The 23,778-nt window shown below is 67.3% G+C and carries 24 protein-coding genes; 14 read left to right on the forward strand and 10 right to left on the reverse strand.

Going from position 1 to position 23,778, the window contains the following annotated elements:
* Positions 1-73 precede the first annotated feature (73 nt).
* The 4 genes from LCM15_RS05650 to LCM15_RS05665 all read left to right on the forward strand — a co-directional run bounded on the left by LCM15_RS05650 (position 74) and on the right by LCM15_RS05665 (position 4,596).
* Entirely contained in the window at positions 74-772 is a 699-nt protein-coding gene (locus LCM15_RS05650) for a GntR family transcriptional regulator (protein ID WP_224854094.1), read from the forward strand.
* The gene (locus LCM15_RS05655) at positions 772-1,800 is read left to right on the forward strand and encodes a histone deacetylase family protein (RefSeq protein WP_224854097.1); all 1,029 of its coding nucleotides are present in this window, start codon (positions 772-774) and stop codon (positions 1,798-1,800) included. Before LCM15_RS05650 ends, LCM15_RS05655 begins: the two co-directional genes overlap by 1 nt.
* The gene (locus tag LCM15_RS05660) at positions 1,797-3,080 is read left to right on the forward strand and encodes an ArgE/DapE family deacylase (RefSeq protein WP_224854099.1); all 1,284 of its coding nucleotides are present in this window, start codon (positions 1,797-1,799) and stop codon (positions 3,078-3,080) included. Before LCM15_RS05655 ends, LCM15_RS05660 begins: the two co-directional genes overlap by 4 nt.
* A gap of 133 nt (positions 3,081-3,213) precedes the next feature.
* The gene (locus LCM15_RS05665; protein WP_224854102.1) at positions 3,214-4,596 is read left to right on the forward strand and encodes an aspartate aminotransferase family protein; all 1,383 of its coding nucleotides are present in this window, start codon (positions 3,214-3,216) and stop codon (positions 4,594-4,596) included.
* 139 nt (positions 4,597-4,735) lie between these two features.
* On the opposite strand, the gene nagA is transcribed toward LCM15_RS05665, so the two are convergent.
* The 3 genes from nagA to LCM15_RS05680 form a co-directional block, all read right to left on the reverse strand.
* Positions 4,736-5,875 (reverse strand): N-acetylglucosamine-6-phosphate deacetylase, encoded by a 1,140-nt coding sequence (gene nagA / locus LCM15_RS05670; RefSeq protein ID WP_224854104.1) that lies wholly within the window; start codon positions 5,873-5,875, stop codon positions 4,736-4,738.
* A gap of 311 nt (positions 5,876-6,186) precedes the next feature.
* A complete protein-coding gene (locus tag LCM15_RS05675) occupies positions 6,187-6,648 on the reverse strand; it encodes a hypothetical protein (RefSeq protein WP_224854107.1) in 462 nt (153 codons plus the stop codon).
* Between the two features lie 28 nt (positions 6,649-6,676).
* Positions 6,677-7,075 carry a phage holin family protein gene (locus tag LCM15_RS05680; RefSeq protein WP_224854109.1) on the reverse strand — a complete coding sequence of 133 codons (399 nt, stop codon included), beginning with the start codon at positions 7,073-7,075 and terminating at the stop codon, positions 6,677-6,679.
* A 732-nt stretch (positions 7,076-7,807) separates the two neighbouring features.
* On the opposite strand from LCM15_RS05680, the gene LCM15_RS05685 reads away from it, so the two are divergent.
* A complete protein-coding gene (locus LCM15_RS05685; protein WP_224854112.1) occupies positions 7,808-8,575 on the forward strand; it encodes an META domain-containing protein in 768 nt (255 codons plus the stop codon).
* Between the two features lie 43 nt (positions 8,576-8,618).
* Here LCM15_RS05685 and LCM15_RS05690 read toward each other — a convergent pair whose 3' ends face one another.
* Both LCM15_RS05690 and LCM15_RS05695 read right to left on the reverse strand, forming a co-directional pair.
* On the reverse strand, positions 8,619-8,927 hold the full coding sequence (locus tag LCM15_RS05690; RefSeq protein ID WP_224854115.1) for a hypothetical protein: 309 nt from the start codon (positions 8,925-8,927) through the stop codon (positions 8,619-8,621).
* A 126-nt stretch (positions 8,928-9,053) separates the two neighbouring features.
* Entirely contained in the window at positions 9,054-9,584 is a 531-nt protein-coding gene (locus LCM15_RS05695; RefSeq protein ID WP_224854117.1) for an HdeD family acid-resistance protein, read from the reverse strand.
* Positions 9,585-9,978: 394 nt separating this feature from the next.
* On the opposite strand from LCM15_RS05695, the gene LCM15_RS05700 reads away from it, so the two are divergent.
* Together LCM15_RS05700 and LCM15_RS05705 are read left to right on the forward strand one after the other, a co-directional pair.
* Positions 9,979-11,523 (forward strand): phospholipase D family protein, encoded by a 1,545-nt coding sequence (locus tag LCM15_RS05700; RefSeq protein WP_224854120.1) that lies wholly within the window; start codon positions 9,979-9,981, stop codon positions 11,521-11,523.
* Between the two features lie 332 nt (positions 11,524-11,855).
* The gene (locus LCM15_RS05705) at positions 11,856-12,704 is read left to right on the forward strand and encodes a hypothetical protein (protein ID WP_224854121.1); all 849 of its coding nucleotides are present in this window, start codon (positions 11,856-11,858) and stop codon (positions 12,702-12,704) included.
* Positions 12,705-12,891: 187 nt separating this feature from the next.
* On the opposite strand, the gene LCM15_RS05710 is transcribed toward LCM15_RS05705, so the two are convergent.
* Positions 12,892-13,524, reverse strand: a complete 633-nt coding sequence (locus LCM15_RS05710; RefSeq protein WP_224854124.1) for an alpha/beta family hydrolase — start codon at positions 13,522-13,524, stop codon at positions 12,892-12,894.
* 523 nt (positions 13,525-14,047) lie between these two features.
* Here LCM15_RS05710 and LCM15_RS05715 point away from each other — a divergent pair.
* Positions 14,048-14,545 (forward strand): YbjN domain-containing protein, encoded by a 498-nt coding sequence (locus LCM15_RS05715; RefSeq protein WP_224854127.1) that lies wholly within the window; start codon positions 14,048-14,050, stop codon positions 14,543-14,545.
* 214 nt (positions 14,546-14,759) lie between these two features.
* Here the strand turns inward: LCM15_RS05715 and LCM15_RS05720 are convergent, their stop codons facing one another.
* Positions 14,760-15,071 carry an ETC complex I subunit gene (locus LCM15_RS05720; RefSeq protein WP_224854130.1) on the reverse strand — a complete coding sequence of 104 codons (312 nt, stop codon included), beginning with the start codon at positions 15,069-15,071 and terminating at the stop codon, positions 14,760-14,762.
* A gap of 413 nt (positions 15,072-15,484) precedes the next feature.
* Here LCM15_RS05720 and uvrB point away from each other — a divergent pair, with 413 nt between their 5' ends.
* The gene (gene uvrB / locus LCM15_RS05725; RefSeq protein WP_318246058.1) at positions 15,485-17,683 is read left to right on the forward strand and encodes an excinuclease ABC subunit UvrB; all 2,199 of its coding nucleotides are present in this window, start codon (positions 15,485-15,487) and stop codon (positions 17,681-17,683) included.
* On the opposite strand, the gene LCM15_RS05730 is transcribed toward uvrB, so the two are convergent.
* From LCM15_RS05730 to LCM15_RS05740, 3 genes are all read right to left on the reverse strand, one after another.
* Complete coding sequence (locus tag LCM15_RS05730; protein ID WP_224854132.1) at positions 17,680-17,835, reverse strand: hypothetical protein; 156 nt, start codon at positions 17,833-17,835, stop codon at positions 17,680-17,682. The two genes, uvrB and LCM15_RS05730, sit on opposite strands and share 4 nt — an antisense overlap.
* A 322-nt stretch (positions 17,836-18,157) precedes the next feature.
* A complete protein-coding gene (locus LCM15_RS05735) occupies positions 18,158-18,439 on the reverse strand; it encodes a hypothetical protein (protein ID WP_224854134.1) in 282 nt (93 codons plus the stop codon).
* A gap of 153 nt (positions 18,440-18,592) precedes the next feature.
* The gene (locus tag LCM15_RS05740) at positions 18,593-18,865 is read right to left on the reverse strand and encodes an I78 family peptidase inhibitor (RefSeq protein ID WP_224854136.1); all 273 of its coding nucleotides are present in this window, start codon (positions 18,863-18,865) and stop codon (positions 18,593-18,595) included.
* A 359-nt stretch (positions 18,866-19,224) separates the two neighbouring features.
* On the opposite strand from LCM15_RS05740, the gene LCM15_RS05745 reads away from it, so the two are divergent.
* The 5 genes from LCM15_RS05745 to LCM15_RS05765 all read left to right on the forward strand — a co-directional run bounded on the left by LCM15_RS05745 (position 19,225) and on the right by LCM15_RS05765 (position 23,763).
* Positions 19,225-19,632: an excinuclease ABC subunit B gene (locus tag LCM15_RS05745; RefSeq protein WP_224854139.1), complete on the forward strand. Its 408-nt coding sequence runs from the start codon at positions 19,225-19,227 to the stop codon at positions 19,630-19,632.
* A 212-nt stretch (positions 19,633-19,844) separates the two neighbouring features.
* Entirely contained in the window at positions 19,845-20,972 is a 1,128-nt protein-coding gene (locus LCM15_RS05750) for an alpha/beta hydrolase family protein (RefSeq protein WP_224854142.1), read from the forward strand.
* Between the two features lie 406 nt (positions 20,973-21,378).
* Entirely contained in the window at positions 21,379-21,963 is a 585-nt protein-coding gene (locus LCM15_RS05755; RefSeq protein WP_007797485.1) for an HNH endonuclease, read from the forward strand.
* An 88-nt stretch (positions 21,964-22,051) separates the two neighbouring features.
* Positions 22,052-23,263 carry a 3-deoxy-D-manno-octulosonic acid transferase gene (locus LCM15_RS05760; RefSeq protein ID WP_224854145.1) on the forward strand — a complete coding sequence of 404 codons (1,212 nt, stop codon included), beginning with the start codon at positions 22,052-22,054 and terminating at the stop codon, positions 23,261-23,263.
* 38 nt (positions 23,264-23,301) lie between these two features.
* Positions 23,302-23,763, forward strand: a complete 462-nt coding sequence (locus LCM15_RS05765; protein ID WP_224854147.1) for an NUDIX hydrolase — start codon at positions 23,302-23,304, stop codon at positions 23,761-23,763.
* The last annotated feature ends 15 nt before the right edge of the window (positions 23,764-23,778 follow it).

Consider the following 23,778-nt stretch of genomic DNA (forward strand, 5'->3'; position numbering starts at 1 on the left):
TCAAGGAAATTGTCGACAATCGCCAAACCTACAATTAGCGTGATCGCAACTTGTGCATTCCGGTGTCGACTTCATGGACCCAAAACAGGACAGTGACGGCTTTCAGCCCCTCGACCGCGAGGGGCTCGTCCAGCGTGTCGCGCGCCTGCTCAGCAAGGCGATCGTGACGGGCCAGCTCTCGCAGGGCGAACGACTCTCCGAATCGGTGGTGGCCCGCCAGCTCGGCGTGAGCCGCGCCCCCGTGCGCGAGGCGGCGCGCCTGCTCGAGAACTCGGGGCTGGTGACCTACCTGCCCAATCGCGGCTTCTTCGTTCGCTCGATCAGCTCCCGCGAACTGGCCGATCTCTACGAGTTCCGGCTAGTGATCGAGACCGCGGCGGTGCGCCGCCTGATCCGCGACGGGCTGGGGGAGAGCGAGACCCGCCTCGTTCAGCAGATCGAAGAGATGCGCCGCGTCGCCGGCCCCGGCTTCGACATGCTGACACAGGTCGAGGCCGACATGGAGTTCCACCGGCTGATCTGCGCCGGCTCGGGCAATCCGAAATACCTCGCCACCTTCGACCAGATCGCGATGGCGTCGGAGCTGACGATCATGATGATCGGCCGGCTCTACGACGACGCACAGAGGCTGGCCGAGACCCACCAACCCATCCTCGACGCGCTGCTGCGCCACGATGAGCCAGAGGCCGTCGAAGCCCTGCGCTATCATATCGAGGTCGCCCGCGACCTCGTGGTCGAGCAGTTCCGCAACATGGAAGAGAAGCCAGACTGATGAAGTGTTTCTATGCCCCCGAGACCGACCTCCACGATCCGGTGTTTCGCCTGACGCATGGCAAGATCCTGCGCAACGCCGAGCAGGCCGAGCGCGCCAAGCTGCTGAAAGCGGGGCTCGATCAGCTTGGCCTCGACACCATCGAACCGGCACAGGCCTCGCGCGATGCGCTCGCGGCGGTGCACACGGAGGATTTCCTCACCTTCCTCGAGACCGCATGGCAGGAGTGGCAGGCGCTGCCCAACGCCGGCCCCGAGGTGGTGCCGAATGTATTTCCGCAGCGCAGCTTCGCCACCTATCCCGCCAGCATCGTCGGCCGCGCCGGCTGGCACATGGGCGACACCTCGGCGCCGATCGGTGAGCACACCTGGACCGCCTCGCGCCGCGCCGCCGACTGCGCCGTGGCCGCCGCCGACGCGGTGCTTGCTGGAGATCGCGCCGCCTATGCGCTGTGCCGTCCCGCCGGGCACCACAGCTCGGCCGACATGGCCGCCGGGCATTGCATGATGAACAACTCCGCCGTCGCTGCCGCGCGGCTTCGCAGTAAATACGACAAGGTCGCGACGCTGGATATCGACGTGCATCACGGCAACGGCACGCAGGCGATCTTCTACGAGCGCGACGACGTGATGACGATCTCGATCCACGCCGACCCCGAGACCTACTACCCGTTCTTCGTCGGCTATGCCCACGAGACCGGCACCGGCGCGGGCGAAGGCTTCAACACCAATTACCCCCTGCCCCGCAGCACCACCAACGAGGTCTGGCTCAAGACCATCGCCGAGGCACTGGAGAGGATCGCCGCCTACCAGCCGGGCGCCCTGATGCTGAGCCTCGGGCTCGACGCGCACGAGAATGACCCGCTGCTCGGCATGCAGATCAGCTGGGACGGCTTCCGCCGCGCCGGCGAGATGATCGCCGCCGCCGGCTATCCCACGGTGATCGTGCAGGAAGGCGGCTACCTCTCCGACGACCTCACCACCTCGCTGGTGTCGTTCATGCAAGGCTTCACAGGAGACGCCAAATGACCCTCTCTGCCGAACTGACCGAACAGATCCTCGCCGCCGTCGAAGAGGGGTTCGAGGACCAGATCGCCTTCACCGAAGCGCTTGGCCGGTTCCCGTCCCTGCGGGGACAGGAGGCGACCGCGCAGGATTTCCTGCATGACGCGCTGAAGGAGCGCGGCTACGCGATGGACCGCTGGACCATCGAAGTTGACGACATCAAGCACCACCCCGGTTTCTCACCGGTCGAGGTCGATTATTCCAACGCCATCAACGTGGTGGGCACGCTGCGCCCGCGCGAGGAGACCGGGAAGTCGCTGGTCCTGAACGGCCATGTCGACGTTGTCCCCGCGGGGCCGCTCGACATGTGGAGCCACCCGCCCTTCGAGCCGAAGCGCGACGGCGACTGGCTCTATGGCCGCGGCATCGCCGACATGAAGGCCGGGATCGCCGCCAACATCTTTGCCGTCGACGCGCTCAAGCGGCTGGGCTACCGCCCCGCCGCCACGCTCTACCAGCAATCGGTGGTCGAGGAGGAATGCACCGGCAACGGCGCGCTCGCGGCGCTGCTGCGCGGCTACAACGCCGATGCCGCGATCATTCCCGAACCCGAGGACGACATGCTGGTGCGGGCCAATGTCGGCGTGCTGTGGTTCCGCGTCCGGGTGCAGGGCGCCCCGGTGCATGTACGCGAGGCCGGCTCGGGCGCCAACGCCATCGAAGCGGCCTACGACCTGATCAAGGGTCTGCGCGAACTGGAAGAGGCATGGAACGCCCGGAAGGGCGAGCATCGCTATTTCGAGGAGCTCGAGCACCCGATCAACTTCAACGTCGGCAAGATCTCCGGCGGCGACTGGGCGTCGACCGTGGCGGCCTGGTGCGAGTTCGACTGCCGCATCGCGCTCTACCCCGGCATCAAGGCCGCAGACGCCGCGCGCGAGATCGAGGACCACCTGCGCCGGGTCTCCGAGGGCATCCCGTTCCTCGCCAACAACCCGCCCGAGGTGATCTTCAACGGCTTCTTCGCGGAGGGCTACGTGCTCGAGGAAGGCACAGAGGCCGAGGACACGCTCGCCCGCGCCCACATGTCGAGCTACACCAAGCCGCTCGAGAGCTTCGTGACGCCGGGCTACCTTGATGGGCGGGTCTTCGTGATCTACGGCGAGACCCCCTGCCTCGTCTACGGCCCCTATTCCGAAGCCATTCACGGCTTTGACGAGCGGGTCAAACTGTCTTCGGTAAAGCGCGTGACCGGCACGATCGCGCTGTTCATCGCGGACTGGTGCGGGCTGGAAAAGATTTGATCAAATTCTCCCCGTGACCTTTGACCCAAAGTCATCTTAACTGAGCGCCGACGGGGACCTGAGTCTCCCGCGGCCTTCTCCCCCAACCGAACCCTCAGGCCCCGCGGGGGCCACTGCCAACACGGAGATCGACATGAACCAGCGCCCGAACTCGCTTCACGCCGCCGACATCGCTTACACGATGCACCCCTACACCAACATGCGCCTGCACGAGGAAAAGGGACCGATGATCATGAGCCATGGCGACGGCGCCAAGGTCTATGACACCGAGGGCAAGGAATATTACGAGGCGCTGGCGGGCCTCTGGTCGGTCGCCGTGGGCTTCTCCGAGACCCGCCTGGCCGACGTGGCCTACGAGCAGCTCAAGAAGCTGCCCTACTACCACACCTTCGCGCACAAGTCGCACGAGCCGTCGATCCGCCTCGCCGAGAAGCTCGTCGAGATGACCCCGGAAGGGCTCAACAAGGTGTTCTTCACCAACTCCGGCTCGGAAGCCAACGACACCGTCGTCAAGATGGTCTGGTTCCTCAACAACGGCCTCGGGCGCCCGGAGAAGAAGAAGTTCCTGTCGCGCAACAAGGCCTATCACGGCATCACCATCGCGTCGGGCTCGCTCACCGGGCTGCCGGCGAACCAGAAGGATTTCGACCTTCCGGCGATCCCGGTCACCCACCTGACCACGCCGCATTACTGGAAATTCGCCGAAGAGGGCGAAACCGAAGAGCAGTTCACCGCCCGCCTGCTGAAAGAGCTCGAGGACACGATCATTGCCGAGGGCCCCGAGACCATCGGCGCCTTCATCGGCGAGCCGGTGATGGGCGCCGGCGGCGTCATGGTGCCGCCCGAGGGCTACTGGCCGGGCGTTGCCGAGATCTGCGCCAAGTACGACATCCTGCTGGTGGCCGACGAGGTCATCAACGGCTTCGGCCGCACCGGCAAGCCCTTCGGCTGCGAGCGCTTCGGCTTCACCCCCGATATCCTCGTGACCTCGAAGCAGCTGACCTCGTCCTATATGCCGCTCGCCGCCATCGTGGTGAACGACAAGGTCTATGACGCCATCGCCGACAACACCGCGAAGCTCGGCACGTTCGGCCACGGCTTCACCGGCTCTGGCCACCCGGTCGCCTGCGCGGTGGGCCTCGAGAACCTGAAGATCATCGAAGAGAAGGATCTGATGGGCAATGCCGAGCGCCTCGAGCCGATGTTCCAAGAGGGTCTGCGCAAGTTCGCCGATCACCCGCTGGTCGGCGAAGTGCGCGGCGTGGGCCTGATCGCGGGCGTCGAGCTGGCCAAGAACCGCGACACCCGCGAGGCCTTCGAACCTGCGGGCTCGATGGCGGCCAAGGTCGTGGCGCTCTGCGCCGAGGAAGGCCTGATCGTGCGCAATGTCTATGAGACCGTGGCGTTCTGCCCGCCGCTGATCGTCACCGAGGCCGACCTGACCGAGATCCTCGCCCGCTTCGGCCGGGCGCTCGACCGGGCGCTCGAGTGGGCGAAATCCGAAGGGATGGTCTGAGCCCCCGGGCGCGGCTCGGGCTTGAGAGCGCAGGACCGGGGGCGCTGCCCCCGGACCCCCGGGATATTTCCGGCCAGAAGAAGACAGGGGCGTTGAGCGCACGGGGCGCTCGGCGCCCTTGTTGCATGGGGCGGTGTCGTCAGAGGGTGGCGATGAGGGCGAGGCCCCCGTCGCCTTGGCGGAAGCGGATGGCGTGGGCCGGGGCGCCGGTGGCGAGGCTGCCCACGCCCTGCCCCAGTTTCGCGAGGCGCGCCGGGATCGACGTCGCCATGGCGAGGGCGCGCTCGAGCGGCAGGCCAAGCTCTGAGACCAGCAGGTTGATGGCGCGGGTGAGGTCGAGATCGGCCCCGGCCAGCGTGCCGTCCGGCAGCACCAACCGCCCCTCCGCGCGGGTGATCTCGCGCCCGTTGAGGCGGAAGCTGCGGGCCTCGGTCCCGGCCACGGCCATCGCATCGGTGACGAGGAAGAGCCCCTCCGGTCTGGCCGCGAGGGCGATGCGCATGGCGGCCGGGTGCACGTGCACGCCATCGGCGATCAGCCCGGCGGACAGCCCCTCGCAGGCCAGCGCCGCGCCCACCACGCCCGGTTCGCGCTTGTCGAGACCGCGCATGGCGTTGAACAGATGGGTGACGCAGCGGGCCCCGGCGCGGGCATAGGCAAGGCAGGTGTCGTAATCCGCATCGGTATGGCCGAGGGAGACCAGCGCGCCGGCGCCGGCCAGTGTCGCTACCTGCTCGGGTGTGGTGTTTTCCGGCGCGATGGTGACCTTGAGCACCGGCAGGCGGCGCGCCGCGTCGCAAAGCATCGTCAGGTCGGCGTCGCTCATCGGGCGGATCAGCGCGCCGTCATGGGCGCCCTTGCGGGAGAGCGCCAGATGCGGCCCCTCGAGATGCAGCCCGCCAATGCCCGCCACGCCTTCGGCGATGGCCTGCGTCACTGCCTCGATGGCCGCGCGGCTGCGCGCGGGCGTGTCGGTGATCAGGGTGGGCAGGATCGTGGTGCTGCCGAGCCGGCGGTGCGCCTGCGCCACGGTCGCCAGATCCGCCGGCGTGGGGCCGTCATTGACCATCACCCCGCCACCGCCGTTGACCTGCAGATCGACATAGCCCGGCGCGAGCAGATCGCCGTCGAGATCGATGACCTCGCCTGATGCGGCAACCGCCGCCTCGGGGGCGAGCACGGTCACGCGACCGGCTTTGATGCAAAGCGCGTGGCCGTGCAGCAGGCGCTGCCCGTCGAAGATCGGGCCGCCGCGATAGGTGGTCTCTGTCATGCGCATCCGCCTTGGCACAGGGTTGGCGCGACCCTAGGAAACCCGCGCGGCGGCTGCAATGGGGCAAGGACAGGCACCAGGCCCGGCGGTGGGCGCAGGCTGGGCGATCTGCCGCGCGATGTGTGCCCGGGCGTTGGCAGCGCGTCCTGACCCGCTCCGGCAGGCCCGTCCGGGGTGGGGCCGATTTCGGGGCCCAATGGTGGGCCTCTTCGCCGCGTCATTCGCGCTTCTGGGCGAGACGGAGGGGTCCTCGCGGGCGGCGCGCCTGCCAGTCGCATCCGCCCGCCGAGGACAGCCTCGGATCGGGCCTGCCCGCCCTACCGGGTCGGCGGCGCGGGTTCGGGATCACGCCCCACCGCGTCGAGCAGGGTCGCCGCGAACGTGGTGCCGAATGTGCCGAAGGCGGTGCCCGCCGCCTGCTCGATGGCCGGATAGAGTTCGCCCTCGAAGCCCTGCAGCGTTTCGGTCAGCTCGGCAACCCGGGCCTCGGCGCGGGCCAGCTGCGCCTCAAGCGCCGAGCAGACCTGCAGGTCCGCACCGCCAGCGCGCAGGGCCGCGAGGGTGCTGCGGGTCTCGCCGATCTGGCCGGTCAGATCGCGGATCTCGGTACTCAGAGGGCGGACAGAGCCGGTGATCTCGGCCACGTCCCCGGTGACCTGCGCAACGCTGGAGAACAGGGCCCAGCCCAGCCACAGGCACAGCGCCAGCAGGATCAGTGTGGCGTTCAGAAGCGCGAGCGCAAGGGTCCAGAGGGTCCGCCCGAGACTGCGCTCCGCCAAGGCTCTCGCTCCCGTGCCAGACCTTGTCTCAGGCGGTCTTCTTGCGGTTGGAGTCGTCGGCCAGCTGCTTGAACACGTAAACCGGGATCAGCAGGGTAGCGATCAGACTGCCGAGCCAGACCAGCAGCGTCGCCGCCAGCCAGTTCGCCACGCCACCGATCGACATGCCGGCCAGCAGCAGGTCGGTGATCAGCAGCCCGATGGAGACCGTCACGAGCGCCACGCCCCCCATCAGCTGCGGCAGCCGCTTGAGCGAGATCTTGGTGATCATCGGCCCGAGCACCGCCTGAATGACCGAGAAGGCCACCACGACGATGATGAACGAAAGCGGATCGATCTGAAACCCGGCGAGCAGTGCGGCGGCGAGCAGCAGCCCGACGGCATTGGCGATCAGATAGGCGGCGGCGGATAGGGCGAGTTTGACCAAGACGAAAATCTCCCGATGCGACCGGTGCCGAGGTCGGATGCGCCATTTGGCCTACCGGACTGAAACAATTTCAGGTTGATCATTCCGCCGCGACATAGCTTTCGTCAAGAGTTATCCGGCCTCTCCACCCGGATCTTCGACCCCACAGGCTTTCTGGTCTGCAGGAGGGCGTGACCGAGCAGCGCTGCCCCCGGGCGCCCCGGCTCTGCCGCCCCTGTTGCCGGCTGGCCGGGACCGGGCCGCGCCGAAACGGATGTCGCTGTCAGCGGGCTATTCCTCGCTCGCAGGAGCCGGCCAGAAGGTCCGCCGCCGGGCAGCGCAGGTCGCAGGTGGCAAGTTTTGGACCAGCAATAAGCGCAGGCGCTGGTAGATGATGGATCCTTCGTATTGCCAGTCTCCGCCGGACCTGGTGGCGGCGCGGCGAACCTCCGGCAGCGCCTGTTGCCTTTAGCCCAATTTCATGGCCGCGAGGGAGCCGCTACACTCGTACGTGCGCGGGTCGGGCTCACGGTGGCTGATAGCGCCCCGAGAACTCAGTGGACAGGTGCACGGTCCGAGGATACCGTTTTACGGGAGCGTGACGCCATAGACTCACCCTAGATGTCAAAGTCTCGCGACCGGAAGGTCGCGCCGAAAGACGACCGCATCACGCAAGGTCATGGGTCTGCGCCCGGCGACACCGGAAACGCGCATCCCCATCTCGACACTGTCCGGAAGAGAGGGAGACTGAAGATGCCACCAATCCAGACCCTGCGCCGCGCCCTTGCGGCCACCGTCCTCGCAGCCTGCGCCGCCGCGCCGGCCCTTGCCGAGCCGGCCGAGCTCGGCGTCGTGGTAAGGCTCGCCGACGATGCGCGCCTGCCGCCTGCCGCGATGATGCAGGTCGAGCTGCTCGACGTCTCGCGCGCCGATGCCGCGGCGACCACGCTGTCTGCGCGCAGCTACCGGATCGACAGTCTGCCGGTCGAGATCCGCCTGCCCTACGACACCGACGATGTGGACGCGCGCATGAGCTACGCGGTCGCGGCCAGCGTCGCGATGGACGGCAAGACGGTGCTGCGCACCACCACCGCCTTCCCGGCGCTGACCCGCAACGCGCCCGAGCGCCCCGAGATCGTTCTGGAGCAGATCGCACCCGTCGCGATGGAGGGGGACATGCCAAGCATCGCAGGCATCCCGTGGCAGGTCTCCGAGATCGGTGGCCGGCTTCTCGTGGTCGAGGACGCGCCGACGCTTGCCTTCGACGCGGACGGCAGCTTTGCCATGTACGGCGGCTGCAATCGCTTCACCGGCTCCGCCGAGATCGGCGCCGGCACGATCTCCTTCCCGGAGGCGTTCGCCGGCACCCGCATGATGTGCCCCGAGCCGCGCATGGCGCTTGAGCAGTCGATGATCGACGCGGTGGGGGCCGCCACGGGCTACGTGCGCAACGGCAGCCTGCTGAGCCTGACCAACGCGGCCGGTGTGACGGTGCTGCGGCTGAACGAACGGCCCGAGTGATCGCCCCCGGCGCGGCGGGCGAGCGTGCCCGCCGCGCCGCGCCCTAGCGCTCGGTGAGCCAGAAGCTGTCGGGGTTGGCCTGACAGAAGGCGCCGAACTCCGCGAGCACCGTGCCGTAGCTCATGCCCTTGGCCGCCGCATAGCCGTGCAGGTAAACGAAGATGAACTGCATCGCGATGACGTCATCTTCCGGCATGTCGGCGGCCTCGACCGGATCGACCGTAAACAGCCCACGCGCCTCGGCGCAGGTCGCCTTCGTCAAAACCCAGTCTTCGGCCCGATTGACCGCCTGCAGGGTTTCGCCCCCCGCACTGGCAAGGGTGGGTCCTGCCAGCAGCACGGCTAGCAACATTCTCTTCACTGGCTCCGCCCTCCTCTTGAGCCTATCGGGACGCCCTGCCCGAGCGTATGCGGGAAGCCGCCCGCCCGGAAAGCGCGAAGGCGCGCCGCAGCCTATGCGGAGCGCCCGCTGGCCGGGTCAGGCCAACTCGGCCTCGGGGTGTTTGCGGATGTAGAACCCGTAGGACAGCATGGTCATGCCGCTCGAGATCAGTTCGACGGCCAGCAGGATGCCCAGAAGCGAGACCGAGGCGGCGAGGAAGTTGCCGAACACCATCACCGCCAGCACCACCGAGATCACGCCCGACAGCAGCGACAGCCAGAAAAAGCCCGAGCCGCGCAGGCTGAAGGCGAAGACAATCTTCAGCACGCCGTTCACGAGGAACATGATCGCCGCCATCACGGTCAGCGTGACGATGCCCGCGAGCGGGTGGAACAGCAGGCCGAGGCCCAGCACGATATAGGCGACCCCAAGCAACAGCCCGAAGAGGCGCGCGCCCCAGCCGCCGGACCTGATCGCGGCAAAGACCTGCAAAACCCCGGCAATGAGGAAGATCCAGGCCGCCATCTGCTCGGCGGCGACGGTGGCCACGAACGGGTTCATAAGCGCGAGAAAGCCGCCGATGATAAGCAATACGCCAAAGATGATCCAAAGAACCGAATTCTTCATCTGAGTTCCTCCTGAATGGGGCGCGGTTCAGTCTTCAATGCCCTGAGTGTTGAATGAAAGGCGTTCGGTTCCTATCGAAATTTCACCCTTCGGTTGAATAGTTCCCGCGTGGCGCACCAACGTCACAGTGCCCGTCCGCGCGCATCCACGCTCTTTCTCGCGGGTGATTACGACGCGCGGCACGACGAGCCCACCGCAACCGGGCGAATGCGGCAGCCCAATGCGATAGGCCCGCACCGCGAATTGCGCCCTGAAAGACAGGATCGCCGGAACGCAGCGGCGGCAGCGCGCAGTTTCAACGAGATACGCAGCCGAGCCGACAAACGCGAAAGCGTTGACCGCCTGCTGCCCCGGTTCTAGCGTCTCGGGAAAAGCTCAATTGCCGGGGTGCATCATGCGTTTCCTGAGGTTCCTTCTTGCCCTCGTGATCCTCCTCGCGATCGCGATCGGCGTGCTTCGACTGCTCAACCCGTTGCCGGATCTCGAAGGCCGCAGCAACAGCACCCATCTGCCCGCCTCCGCGCAGACCGCGCTTGGCAGCGCGCTGCTGACCGCCACCGACGCGCATCCCGGCAAAAGCGGCATCTGGCCGCTGGCGGACGGGCGCGAGGCCTATGCCGCGCGCATCCTGCTGGCCCGCAACGCTGAGCAGAGCATCGATATGCAGTATTACATCTGGCAGACCGACACGACGGGATGGATCCTGCTCGACGAGATGCGCAAGGCGGCGGAGCGCGGCGTCCGGGTGCGGCTGCTGCTCGACGACAACGGGATCCCGGGACTCGATGCCGAACTCGCCGCGCTCAACGCGATGCCGAATGTCGAGGTGCGTCTGTTCAACCCGTTCACCCTGCGCGACCCGAAACTGCTGTCCTACTTGTTCGACTTCCCGCGCCTGAACCGGCGGATGCACAACAAGGCGATGATCGTCGACGGCGCCGCCACGGTGCTCGGGGGCCGCAATATCGGCGACATCTATTTCGACTACGGCACCGGCGTGCACTACTTCGACGCCGACGTGCTGGCGGCCGGGCCGGTGGTCGGCGAGGTTTCGGAGAATTTCGATGCCTACTGGGCCAGCCGGTCGGCCTACCCTGCCGAGCTGATCCTGCCCGAGGCGCCCGCGGGGCTCGACAGCCTGATGGCCCATGCCGAAACCGCCAGAACCAGCGCCGAGGCCGCGCAATACGACAGCGCCATCGCCGCCACGCCGCTGGTGCAGAAGGTCAAGGACGGCACGCTCGAACTGCACTGGGGCGAGGTCGACTTCTTCAGCGACGACCCGGCAAAGGGTCTGGGCGAGGCAAGCGAGGACCAGCTTCTGCTGACGCGCATCCTCGAGATCGCCGACCCGCAACGCGCGTTCGATCTCGTCTCGGCCTATTTCATCCCCGGCGATACCGGCACCGAGCTGCTCACCGGCTTTGCCGAGGCCGGGGTCGAAACCCGGGTGCTGACCAATGCGCTGGCCGCCACCGACGTGGCCCCTGTGCACAGCGCCTACATGACCTATCGCGAGGCGCTGATCGATGGCGGCGTCACGATGCTCGAACTGCGCCCCTCGGCCGAGCGTCCGAAAGAGACTCCGCTGTCGGAGATGATCGTCGGATCGGCCTCGAGCCTGCACGCGAAAACCTTCACCGTCGACGGCGAGCGGATCTTCGTGGGCTCGTTCAACTTCGATCCGCGCTCGGCCCGGCTCAACACCGAGATGGGCCTGCTCATCCCGAGCCCCGAGATGGCCGCTGGTCTGGCCGCGACCCTCGACGACCCGGCACGGTATTATCAGGTGGAGCGCGATGAGAGCGGCGATCTGGTCTGGATCGAGACCGCCGAGGATGGGGACCGCAGGGTGCTGACCGAGGAGCCGGAAACCGGGTGGGTCAAAATGATGCTCGTGCGGGTCATCAGCTGGCTGCCGGTGGAGTGGATGCTCTGAGCGGAACAATCGCGGCAAGCGGCGCGGCTGCTGGGACGCAGCGCGCCGCCGCCCCTCGCCGCACCTGCGTGCCCGAGATCGGTGACCCTCTCTTACCGCCCTTTTCACGCCCCCGGCCTGTCCCTTCAACGAAGCTCTCGCGCCCCGGCGCCCGGCATGGCCCGATGGCGAAAAGCCCCGGCGCATACGCTTTGCACCCGACACGCCGGCGCGCTCGCGCGGAGAGTGCGGCTGCGACCGAATAATCGCCTCGATGTCGCAAAGCTTGTGGCCTTACGGGAGGTTCGGTGTAGCATCGGCCTCCGGAATGTCTTCATCAGCCGGATGCAACCATGGACGCCACCACCGCCGCGTCGCTCTATACGCAGTTGGAATTGCCCGCGCTGTCGCTCACCGCGATCGCCCTCATCCTGCTGATCTGTCTGCCCGCGATGGCCGTGCTCGGCTACTGGGGCGGGCGGACGCGCCGCAGGATGTTACTTCGCGCCGGGGAGGAGATCGACCACGTGGTCGGCGAGACGACCCTTGCCGCCATCCTCGCCCTGCTCGGCCTGCTGCTGGCGTTCAGCTTTGGCGATGCCCTGAGCCTCGCGCAGGCGCGCAAGGCGGCCACGGTGAAGGAGGCGGCAGCGCTCGGCACCGCTTTCCTGCGCGCCGACTACCTGCCCGAGGCCGGACGCCTGCCGCTGCAACAGGCCCTGCTCGACTATACCGAGACCCGGCTTCTGCCCGGCAACGGCGCGCTGGACTCGCAGGAGGCGGCGCAGGCCTTCCTCGAACGCTCGCTCGCCGCGCAGGCCCGGCTCTGGCCGCTGACCCTCGAGGCGACCACAGACCCGGAGGTGGCGCCCCCGATACAGGCCTTCGTCGCCGGTGCCGTGAACGAGGCCATCGACGCGCATCTCTTCCGGCTACAGATGGCCACCAGCCCGATGTCCGAGGTCACTCACATCGTTCTGCTGGCCTCGGGGATGATGGGGCTGTTCCTGCTTGGCAACCGCGCCGGCTTGCTGGGACGCCGGCTGACATGGCGGATCTTCGTGTTCTCGGGCTTCCTGTTCGTCGTGATGTTCACCATCGTCGACACGCAACGTGCGAAGGAGGGGCTGGTGCGCGCCGATGAGATGCCGCTGCGTGCCACCCTCTTCGACATGCGCGCGGCGCTCGCGGCGGGAGGCTAGCCGCCGCTGTCGGATCGGCCGCCGCCGCTGGCACAAGGCCGGGTAGGCCCCGGTCGCGTCAGGCTCGCCGGCGCGATTGGCGAGGGCGCGTGAGTGACCGCCGCCCGACCGCCTCACGCCTCTGCCTGCCTCCGGGGGGCATGACCGCTTCGCGCGACAGCTCCCTCGCCCACCACGCCCCCTGCGCTCACTCCAGCGCGGAGGCCCAGCGCGCGATGGCAGCGGCGGTGCTGGAGAGGTGATCGTCGAGCGTCAGCCCGGTCTGGCGCTTGCGCGGCTTGAGGTCGTGATCGCCGTCGTCCAGCCAGTGCAGGGCGATGGCCTGCGACAGCGCGTAGCCAACCACCTCGCCCCGCGTTCCGAACGGGTCGCGCATGCCCTGAAAGATCAGGGTCGGCGTGCGCAGCGTGGCAAGATGCTCGGTCCGCAGCGTCTCGGGCTTGCCGGTCGGATGAAACGGGTAGCCAAGGCAGAGCAGCCCCGCGAGGCGCTGCTGCGCGTGCAGGTCGTCGGCAATCAGGCTGGCGACCCGTCCACCCATGCTCTTGCCGCCGATGATCAGCCGGCCATTGACAGGCAACGCCGCAATCGCCGCGCGGTACTCCTCGGCCAGCAGCGCCACCTTGGGCGGCGGGCGCTTCGCCCCGCCACTGCGGCGCCCGGCCATGTAGGCGAACTCGAACCTTGCCACCCGAAGACCCCGCGCGGCGAGCTTGTCCGCCACGGTGGACATCCACGGCGTGTCCATCGCCGCCCCGGCGCCATGCGCCAGAAGCAGCGTCGTCGGCGCGGCCGGATCGCCGTCGAAAAGAAATTCCATGCCCCCTCCAGGTGATGAAAGCGACGCCCGATGGCGAGCCAGTGTGTGCCGGGGCAATGCCCTGACCGGGGGTGCCCCACCCCCTCTAGATCCGGACAAGGTCCGGGCCAAGTCGGAGGATTTCGATGCCGTGCCAGACTCCTGAACCTGACAGCCAGAAGGTCAAGGGCGCAAGATGCGACCGGATCGACCGCAAGACCCGAGGACTCCCTAAGCGGGCTGTCTCCCTCGGTGCGAAGGGTTGTTCGATACGTGTGAGCTCGTCTCGCGGCGTCGTATCGGTGAACACGACGGGTGGCACCCTCTCGCTGCCGCATCGCCCGAGGCGCCCGCAGCCCCCCAAGACCCGCGCCTCGGGATGCGCCACCGGAGGGGCGCTGCGTACGGCGTGGCCTGTAACATGATGGATATGAAGACAAACCCTGGCAAATTTTTTAGGCGAAACGCTGCTTGGAGGGCAAAACACGGGTGGCCGCTCTGGCTGTTCTGCGCTAGGCGGCGCGGGATAGAATAGGAGATTGCGATGATGTCTTTGCGCCCGATGACCCGCTGGTCGATCAAGGCCGGTGCTGCCCTTGCCGTGGTGGCGACCTGTGCCTTTGCGGCCCCCTCTTCCGCGGCGACGCTGAACGCGTCGGACCCGGAAAGCATCGCAGAGCGTATGCGCGAGCTGGGCTATCGGGCGGAATTGACCACCGACAGCTATGGCGATCCGATGATCAAGTCGGGCGCGGCGGGCGTCAGCTTCTCGATCAATTTCTACGGCTGCCGCGACAATACCAACTGTCAGGATCTGCAGTTCAGCGCAGGATTCAATACCCCGGAGTTCGTTACCCCGGCCGAGATGAACAGCTGGAACCACGACAGGGTGATCGGCAAGGCCCACATGGACAGCGAAGGCGACCCGTTCCTCGAACACCCCGTGCTGGGCGTGATCGACATGGGCGAGCCGGCATTCGACCGTACGGTGGAACGCTGGGTGTCGAACCTGCAGGACTTCCTCGATTATATCGACTGGTAAGGTCCGGCGCGGTCCGGGGGTGTCCGATCGGTGATCCGAGAGACACCCCTGATCAAAAGCCCCGGCCCTGTCTTCGTCAGGCGATATTCCAGAAGCGCGCCATCCGATCCGACAGGATCGTAAGCGCGTCTTGATTCAACCCATCCCCAAGGCGCGGCATCTTCCGGTGCCGCGCCTTTCTCATTCCCGAGCCGCCGACGCGACCGGGATAGCCTCAGTGCGTCCAGGCGCCCCGGCGATCGACTGCGAAGTTCTCGGCATAGCCACGGGCGCGCACGTTGGGCTTGCGCTTGTTCGGCTCCACGACGGTGGCCTCGATGCCGTGTTCCTTGGCATAGTCGAGCGCAGCCTCTTTGCTGTCGAAGCGCAGCCGCACCTGGCTTTGGGTGTCGGAGGACGAGGTCCAGCCCATCAGCGGATCGACCTCGCGCGGCGCGCTGGCGGCGAATTCGAGCACCCAGTGTTTCGTCTTGCCCTGCCCCGACGACATCGCGGTCCGGGACGGCTGGTAGATCCGTGCACGCATGGAATCCCTCCTGAAGATCTCCCGCGTTATCCGGAATTTGGCCGCTCAGAGCAAGGGATCAGCGCGCCTTGTCCTCAAATCATCGGCAGACGCAACGTCTCCGGCGCAAACAGGAGCGCGCTGCGACCACGGAAGGTCCGTAGTGGGACCTTCGGGCGCGACGGCCCAGCTACACACTCGACAGGCAGGATAAGAAACGCGGGGCTCTTCGAGAAGAACAAGCCTCGCAACGAGCGCAAGCCCGCGCCGAGTCCGCGCCGCCCGCACCCAGCCTCTCGATCCATCGCCCAGCTTTCACACCAGTCATTCGCCCCCAACGCACCGTCCGTTTTGGCGACACGGCCCCCTGCCCCCTTGAATCTCTGCCCCGCGGCATCAATTCTCTTCTCCGTCCGCCCGAGGAGCCGTGCCCGATGCCCTATGCCCATTCCGACAAGTCCCAGCCGATGCTGCACGCCCCTGCCCCGGACGTGCGCCAGCGCGAGAAGCTCGAAGGCGGCAAGCGTTTTGTCATGCAGACGGAGTTCAACGCCGCCGGCGACCAGCCGACGGCCATCGTCGAGCTGTCCACGGGGATCAACGAGGGCGAGCGCAACCAGGTGCTGCTCGGGGCCACCGGCACCGGCAAGACCTTCACCATGGCCAAGGTGATCGAGGAGACCCAGCGCCCGGCAATCATCCTCGCCCCCAACAAGACGCTGGCGGCGCAGCTCTATGGCGAGTTCAAGGGGTTCTTCCCGGACAACTCTGTCGAGTATTTCGTATCGTTCTACGACTACTACCAGCCCGAGGCCTACGTGCCGCGCTCGGACACGTATATCGAGAAGGAAAGCCAGATCAACGAGCAGATCGACCGGATGCGCCACTCGGCCACCCGCGCCCTGCTCGAGCGGGACGACGTGATCATCGTGGCCTCGGTGTCGTGCATCTACGGCATCGGTTCGGTCGAGACCTACGGCGCCATGACGCAGGATCTGCACGCAGGCTCCGAATACGAGATGCGCAAGGTGATGGCCGATCTGGTGGCGCAGCAGTACCGCCGCAACGATCAGGCCTTCCAGCGCGGCTCGTTCCGGGTGCGCGGCGACAGTCTCGAGCTCTGGCCCGCCCACCTCGAGGACCGGGCCTGGCGGCTGTCGTTTTTCGGCGAGGAGCTTGAGGCGATCACCGAGTTCGACCCGCTCACCGGGCAGAAGACCGGCAGCTTCGATCGCATTCGCGTCTACGCCAACTCGCACTACGTGACGCCGAAGCCCACGATGAATCAGGCGATCATCCAGATCAAGAAGGAGCTGCGCCAGCGGCTCGACCAGCTGGTGGGCGAGGGCAAGCTGCTCGAGGCCCAGCGCCTTGAGCAGCGAACCAATTTCGATATCGAGATGCTCGAGGCCACCGGCGTGTGCAACGGCATCGAGAACTACTCGCGCTACCTCACCGGCCGCGCGCCGGGCGAGCCGCCCCCCACGCTGTTCGAATTCATCCCCGACAACGCCATCGTCTTCGCCGACGAGAGCCACGTGTCGGTGCCGCAGATCGGCGGCATGTATCGCGGCGACTACCGGCGCAAGTTCACCCTCGCCGAGCACGGTTTCCGGCTGCCGTCGTGCATGGACAACCGCCCGCTCAAGTTCGAGGAATGGGACGCCATGCGCCCGCAGTCGATCTTTGTCTCGGCGACGCCCTCGGCGTGGGAGCTCGAGGAATCCGGCGGTGTCTTCACCGAGCAGGTGATCCGCCCCACCGGCCTGCTCGACCCGCAGGTCGAGATCCGCCCGGTGGAGATGCAGGTCGACGATCTGCTCGACGAGATCCGCAAGGTGACGCAGGACGGCTACCGGACGCTGTGCACCGTGCTGACCAAGCGCATGGCCGAGGACCTGACCGAGTACCTGCACGAGCAGGGCATCAAGGTGCGCTACATGCACTCGGACATCGACACGATCGAACGCATCGAGATCCTGCGCGACCTGCGGCTCGGGGCGTTCGACGTGCTGATCGGCATCAACCTGCTGCGCGAGGGGCTCGACATCCCGGAATGCGGGCTGGTTGCGATCCTCGACGCCGACAAGGAGGGCTTCCTGCGCTCCGAGACCTCGCTGATCCAGACCATCGGCCGCGCGGCGCGGAACGCCGATGGCCGGGTCATCATGTATGCCGACCGCATCACCGGCTCGATGGAGCGCGCGCTGGCCGAGACCGACCGCCGCCGTCAGAAGCAGATCGCCTATAACGAGGAGCACGGCATCACGCCCGAGACGGTGAAGAAGAATGTCGACGACATTCTCGCCGGCCTCTACCAGGGCGATGTCGACATGAACCGCGTCACCGCGACCGTGGACCCCAAGCGTCAGGGCGCCAATCTCGAGACCGTGCTCAACGGGCTGCGGGCCGACATGCGTAAGGCAGCCGAGAACCTCGAGTTCGAGGAGGCCGCACGGCTGCGCGACGAGGTCAAGCGGCTAGAGGCGGTCGATCTCGCGGTGGCCGACGATCCGCTGGCACGTCAGCAGGCAGTCGACCGCGCATCGGAGGAGGCCACCAAGGCGGCGGGTCGCTCGACTGCGGGCCGCCCAGGCCAGCGCGGCGGCAACGTGAAGCGGAAGAAGCGCTAGGACGCGCCCCACCTCTCGATGACGTCGAAGTCATCCGCAGCGCTGTCGTCGGTGCCGCGGTCGCCCGCAAGGGCGACCACCCGCAGTGCTTGCGACGTGCTCACGGACCAGAAGCGCGCATCTTCAAGGATCTCGGGCGGCAGTCTTTCCATCTGAAACGTCCGACGCCGCTTGGCTGTGACCTTCGCCTCCTAGGCGTTGCTGCGCCGCGGTGCGCCGCGTTCAAGTAGCTGATGGCGCAACGCGCCGGCCCGCGATGCCCTCTTCGATATGTCGGGGCGCAGGTGGTGTCGCTCGTCAACCGGGCGCATCGTTTTGGCCTCCTGTCCGCAGGATCGCTCAGGACTGGTAAACGGACCTTTAGGCCAAGTTCCACGCCTAGGGCAGCGTCCACGCCGCGCCGGACAGCAAAAGGCCCCCTGCGCCGGTGGGCGAAGGGGGCCTCGGTGTGCCTTACATCCGTGGGATGCGGGATCAGTCGTTGTCCGACGGCGGGTTCACTTCAACAGTCGGCAACTCGATCTGCTTTTCCTCGGTGTCGACATCAACGTCCACATCCGGGACTTCCACGGTCTCGGTGGTGGTGCCGGTCTCGATCGTGCCGACCTCGGCATCAACCTCGGGCAGCTCGCCGCCCTCGACCGACACTTCCGGCATCGAGCCCTCGTCGGTGACGTCGAAATCGATCATGTATGCGCCGATTGCGATAACGGCGACGGCAACGGCGGCAATGGCGATAACGGGTCCGGTCTTCATCTCGGATATCCTTCACTTTGGTCTTTGGTTCCGCGGGGCGCTCACGGCCCCGTTATTGACCAGACAACCCTCCATGACAGCGTTTGGTTCCGCCGCCCCTAGCCGGAATCGAGCGAATTTTCATCCGCCCCAATCCACCGCCTAAGAGGCCGCTCAGCCGCAGTAAAGCCGCAGGATGATGCCGTCCTCGTCGGTCTCGATGTTGAGGCGTTGCTCGAGATAATCCATCGTCGCGGGCTGGCCTTCCTCGAGCACCCGGATCGTCTTGTCCGCGGGCAGGCTCACGGCGGCGATGTTGCTGCCGACGAGGCTGCTGTAGCCCGTCCTGCCGCATGTGTCCGTGGGATCGGCTGCACCCGGCGTTTCGTCTGCGATGCAGGCCGAAAGCGGCAGCGCGGCAAGCGCCATGAGGGCGAAGTACTTCATCGTCTTTCTCCTTGTGCGAGGGGCCTGCCCTCGGTGACACGCGCGGCGTGGCCGGGCCGCAGGGACCGCCGCCCGGCGCGGCGGTTCTTGGGTGATCGGGGGCCGGCCTGAGTGCTCCGGCAGAGGATCGGTCCGGCCCTCGTCTCATTGCTATCCCGCCGCGCCCGGTTCCGTCGAGGATGAAACGCAGGCAGCCGGCGCCTCCGTCGCGGTGCCGCCGACTTGCGCGCAACTTCGCCGACCGCGGGGGCTGCGGACGGCTTCGGATACCCGCTGTCCCGGTCGGGTGCGCGGATCAAAATCGCCGCCTTGTGTTCTTTGACAATCGACGCCCTCGCCTTCCGGTATATGGTGACGGCATGAGACTCACTTCCCCCATCCGCTTGATCGGACCCTTGATCGGGCTGCTTGCCCTCTCCGCCTGCGCCACCCCGCGCGAGGCCTGCATTCGCGATGCCGCCGGGCCGTGGCGCTCTGCCGTGGCCGAGCGCAAGAGGATCGCCCAGGACCTTGCCCGGGGCTACACCTTCAAGACCGAGTTCCGGCGGTTCGAGCGTCAGCGCTGGTGCCGCAGCGGCAACGGGATCTACCCCTGCTGGACCACCGACACCCAGCCGGTGACCCGGCGCATTCCGGTCAACGCGGAGGCGCTGCAGACGCGCGAGGCCCAGCTGGCCCGGGCCATACCCTCGCTGCGCAAATCCGCCGAAGCGGATGTGGCGCAATGCCAGGCCACCTATCCCGAAGAGGCCGCCCTGCCGGGCTGAGGCCGCGGCCACAGCCCGTCGCGCCGCGAAAAGCGCGTGGCCTAGCACTGATCCGGCGCCAATGCGCGTTTGCACGTCCGGCAGGGTCGGCGGACGAGACGCCCCGATGGCCCCGCCCTTCCAAGCCGCTGCGTTGGCGCAACGGAGGTCCGGCACAGCGGCCGCCTGCGGGGCCGTCGCGCGCGCTTCTTCAAGGGGGACGAACGCCGGACTTGGCGGGCGGCGTTCCATGCACTATCGGTTGTGCCAAGACAACTTATGCGGCAACGCGCCGGAGCCCGAGCATGACTTCACTGACAAGATTGGCTGCCTGCGCCGCGATGGTTTTCATCGCGTCAAAAGGCCAGATCCACGCGGCCAGCGACGTCTCCGGCGTCGAACGTCTTACGGCCCGGTCGGAGGAACGCGAGGCCGCTCTGGATCTGGCGGTCTGGTATCCTGCCACGACCGGCGGCGAGTCCGTATCCCTCGGCCAAAACATTTTCTTCGAAGGCAGCCCTGCGCAACAAGGCGCACCGATCCGTGACGGCACATTCCCCGTCGTCCTGCTGTCCCATGGCGCAGGCTTGGCGGGACGGGCCGAGGCGATGAGCTGGATCGCGGCACCGCTGGCACAGGACGGCTTCATCGTCGTCGCCCCGACGCATCCCGGCAACACCGGCCCGGATCGCTCGGCGGAGCAGACCATGAAGCTCTGGCTGCGGCCCTCGGACCTGTCAGCGGCGCTCGACGCGATCGAGGCCGATCCGACCTTCCAGCCGCATATCGCGCAGGATCGGGTCGGCGTTCTGGGGCTGTCGATGGGCGGCAACAGCGCGCTCTCCTTGATCGGAGCGCGGCTCGATCCAGAGCTGTTTGCCAGCTACTGCGACACCGGCGCGCGCAATGTCTCGCTTTGCAGCTGGGTCAGCCAGAGCGGGGTCGATCTTCACGCGATGGACAAAACGCTCGCCGGGCGTGACAACCGCGATCCGCGGGTGACGTTCGCCATGGCCATCGATCCGGCCCCGGCCGATATCTTCGACATGGCGTCGCTGGCCGAGATCACCGTACCGGTGTCGATCGTGAATCTCGGCGCCCCCTCCGAAATCCCCGAGACCGTCCGCGCCTCAGGGATCGCTCGGGCGATGCCTCGGGCGGAGTACGATGTCATCGAAGCGGCCAGCCACGCCTCGATGTTCCCCGAGTGCAAACCGAACGCCGCCGAGATTGCGCTTGAGGAGGGCATCGAGGATCCGATCTGCACGGATGGCAAGGGCGGCTCCCGGGCGGCGATCCACAAACAGCTGATCGAGATGACCATTGCGGCGTTCCGCAAGGCATTGCGCGGCGAGGGCTGAGCTGCGCCGAAGCGTGGGCCGACCGGTCCGCACCACGCCGGTGCACCGGGTCGCCCGGCGAGCCGGGTCTCTCCAACAGGGCCACAAGCGTCACAGGGGCGCGGTTCGCCGCGACCCGCCCTGCTTCTCGCACGCTAGGCGGCACGGGTCCTGACTGGCGAGGCCCGAGCGCCTCGCCCAAGCGCACACCTCACCTTAAATCGCAGGCGACCTCTGCTGCGCCCCCACCACCACCGGCATCTGCCTGTCATATGAGCTTTACGTAAACAGGGTAGCCAAGAGCCCGACACTGCATATTGCGAGGCTTGCCAGTGGCCGAACGCGAGATATAGTGGTTTAAGACTGGGGCGGGCTGTCCCGCTCTGGTGCTTCGAACGGGCAGTCAGGGCAGGGAATGAGTCACTCCATGGACGGCAACTTCAGAACGCACTTCGTCAGGGAACCATCGGCGCTGAAACAGCATCCGGCGCTGGTGCTCAACGCGGATTACAGGCCCCTCTCCTATTATCCGTTATCGCTCTGGCCGTGGCAGGAAGCGGTCAAGGCGGCCTTCCTCGACAGGGTGGACATCATCGCCGAGTACGACGAGGAGGTCCGAAGCCCCTCGATGACGCTCAGGATCCCGAGCGTCGTGGTGCTGAAAGATTACGTAAAACCCAGAAAGCGCGTGGCCTTCACGCGCTTTAATCTTTTTCTGAGGGACGAATTCTGCTGCCAATATTGCGGCTCGAAGGGCGAGTTGACCTTCGACCACGTGGTGCCGCGCGCCGCCGGCGGCGTCACCAGCTGGGAGAACGTCGTCGCTGCCTGCGCGCCCTGCAACCTCCGCAAAGGCTCGAAATCGCTGCGCAAGGCGAACATGTCGCTGCGCAAGATCCCGCGCCAGCCCGGTGCCTCAGAGCTGATGAATGTCGGGCGTAAGTTCCCGCCCAACCACCTGCATGACAGCTGGATCGACTTTCTCTACTGGGACGCCGAGCTCGAGGCCTGAGCGCCGGCGAACGCCTCAGCCGCTTGCCTCGCGGCGCCGCCCGTCCTAAGCCCCGCGCGGGCGTCGCCGGGCGCCGGAAAGGGGTGCCATGCTGCTCTATCGCCTGATCGTCTCGATCTTTGCCACGCTCGTGCTGGCGCGCCTCGCGCTGCGGCGCAACTGGCCTGCGCTGCGCCAGCGGCTTGCGCGCAGCCCCGCCCGGCCCGGACCGCATCTCTGGCTGCACGCCGCCTCGAATGGCGAGCTGGCCTCTGCCAAGCCGCTGATCGTCGCGCTTGAAGCGGCCCGGCCCGACCTGCCGCTGCTGGTGACCTGCAACTCCGAGGGCGGCGTGGCGCTGGCCGAAAGCTGGGGCCTGCCCGCGCGGCTGGCGCCGCTCGATCTCGCGCCGGTGGCCCGCTGGATGCACCGCGACTGGGACGTGCGCGCGCATGTCACGCTGGAATCCGAGCTCTGGCCCAACCGCGTCCGGACCTGCCCCGGCCCGGTCTTCGTGATCGGCGGGCGGCTGAGCGAGGGAACCGCGAAGGGCTGGCGCCTGTTCGGCGGGCTGCTGCCGGGCGTGCTGCGCCGGCTGAGCTATGTCTCGGCGCAGGATGCCGGCTCGCTCGAGCGCTACCTCGCCGCCGGGCTGCCGCGCGCCGCCGCCGGGCCGGTGCTGAACCTCAAGGAGTTCTACGCCCCCGATCCGCGCCGCGACGCCACGCTGAGCGCCGGGTTCGACCGGGCACACACTTGGCTCGCCGCCTCGACCCACGAGGGCGAGGAAGAGATCGTGCTGGCGGCGCATGGACTGGCGCGCGAGCGTGAGCCCGCGCTGCGGCTGATCCTCGCGCCGCGCCACCCGCGGCGTGGCGATGCGGTCGAGCGGCTGGTTCTCGAGGCCGGGCTGAGCTGCGCGCGCCGCAGCAGGGGCGAGGCGCCCGAGGCGGCGGAGGTCTACCTTGCCGACACGCTGGGAGAGATGGGGCTGCTTTACCCGCTGGCGGGGCGGTTGTTCATCGGGGGCACGCTGACCGATCGCGGCGGCCACACGCCCTTCGAGCCCGCCGCCTATGCCGCGGCCCTGCTGCACGGGCCCGACGTGGCCAACCACGCAGCCCCCTTCGCCCGGCTCGAAGCCGCCGGCGCCGCAGTCGAGGTGCGCGACGCGGCAACGCTGGCCGACGCGCTGACCCGGCTCGCCGCCCGCGAGCAGCACGAGGCGTTCGGGCGGGCTGCACAGGAAACGCTCCGCCCCGAAACCGACATGGCCCAACTGGTCGCGGCGATCACGCAACGGCTGGACCCGCCCGAGTAGCGGATGCATGGTCGCTTTGACTCGAGAAAAGCGACACCATGCCCAACGCCTCCGTCCGCAAGGTCCTGAAGACCCCCCGCATCAAGAAGATCCGCCGCCTGCAATACGCGGCCCTGTGCTACCGGCTCAACGGCGGCAAGGTCGAGATCCTGATGATCACCAGCCATAGCGGGCACCGCTGGACGATCCCCAAGGGTTGGCCGATGAGCGGGCGCAAGCCGGAAGAGACCGCCGCCCGCGAGGCGTGGGAAGAGGCCGGCGTGAAGGGCAAGGCCACCGACAATTGCATCGGCGGCTTCGCCTATCGCAAGCGCGCCAACCCGCAGCCGCATTTCGCGCTGGTCTTTCCGGTGAAGGTGCGCAAGCTCGAGAAGCGCTTTCCCGAGCGCGGGGAGCGCAAGCGGCGCTGGGTGAGCCGGAGCAAAGCCGCCTCGATGGTCAAGGAAAAGGAGCTCGCAAAGCTTCTGGAGCGCTTCGACCCCGCCGCGCTCGGCCGTTAGTGCGGCTTGATTTTC

It is taken from the genome of Salipiger bermudensis (genome assembly GCF_020171625.1).
Lineage (GTDB): Bacteria > Pseudomonadota > Alphaproteobacteria > Rhodobacterales > Rhodobacteraceae > Salipiger > Salipiger bermudensis_B.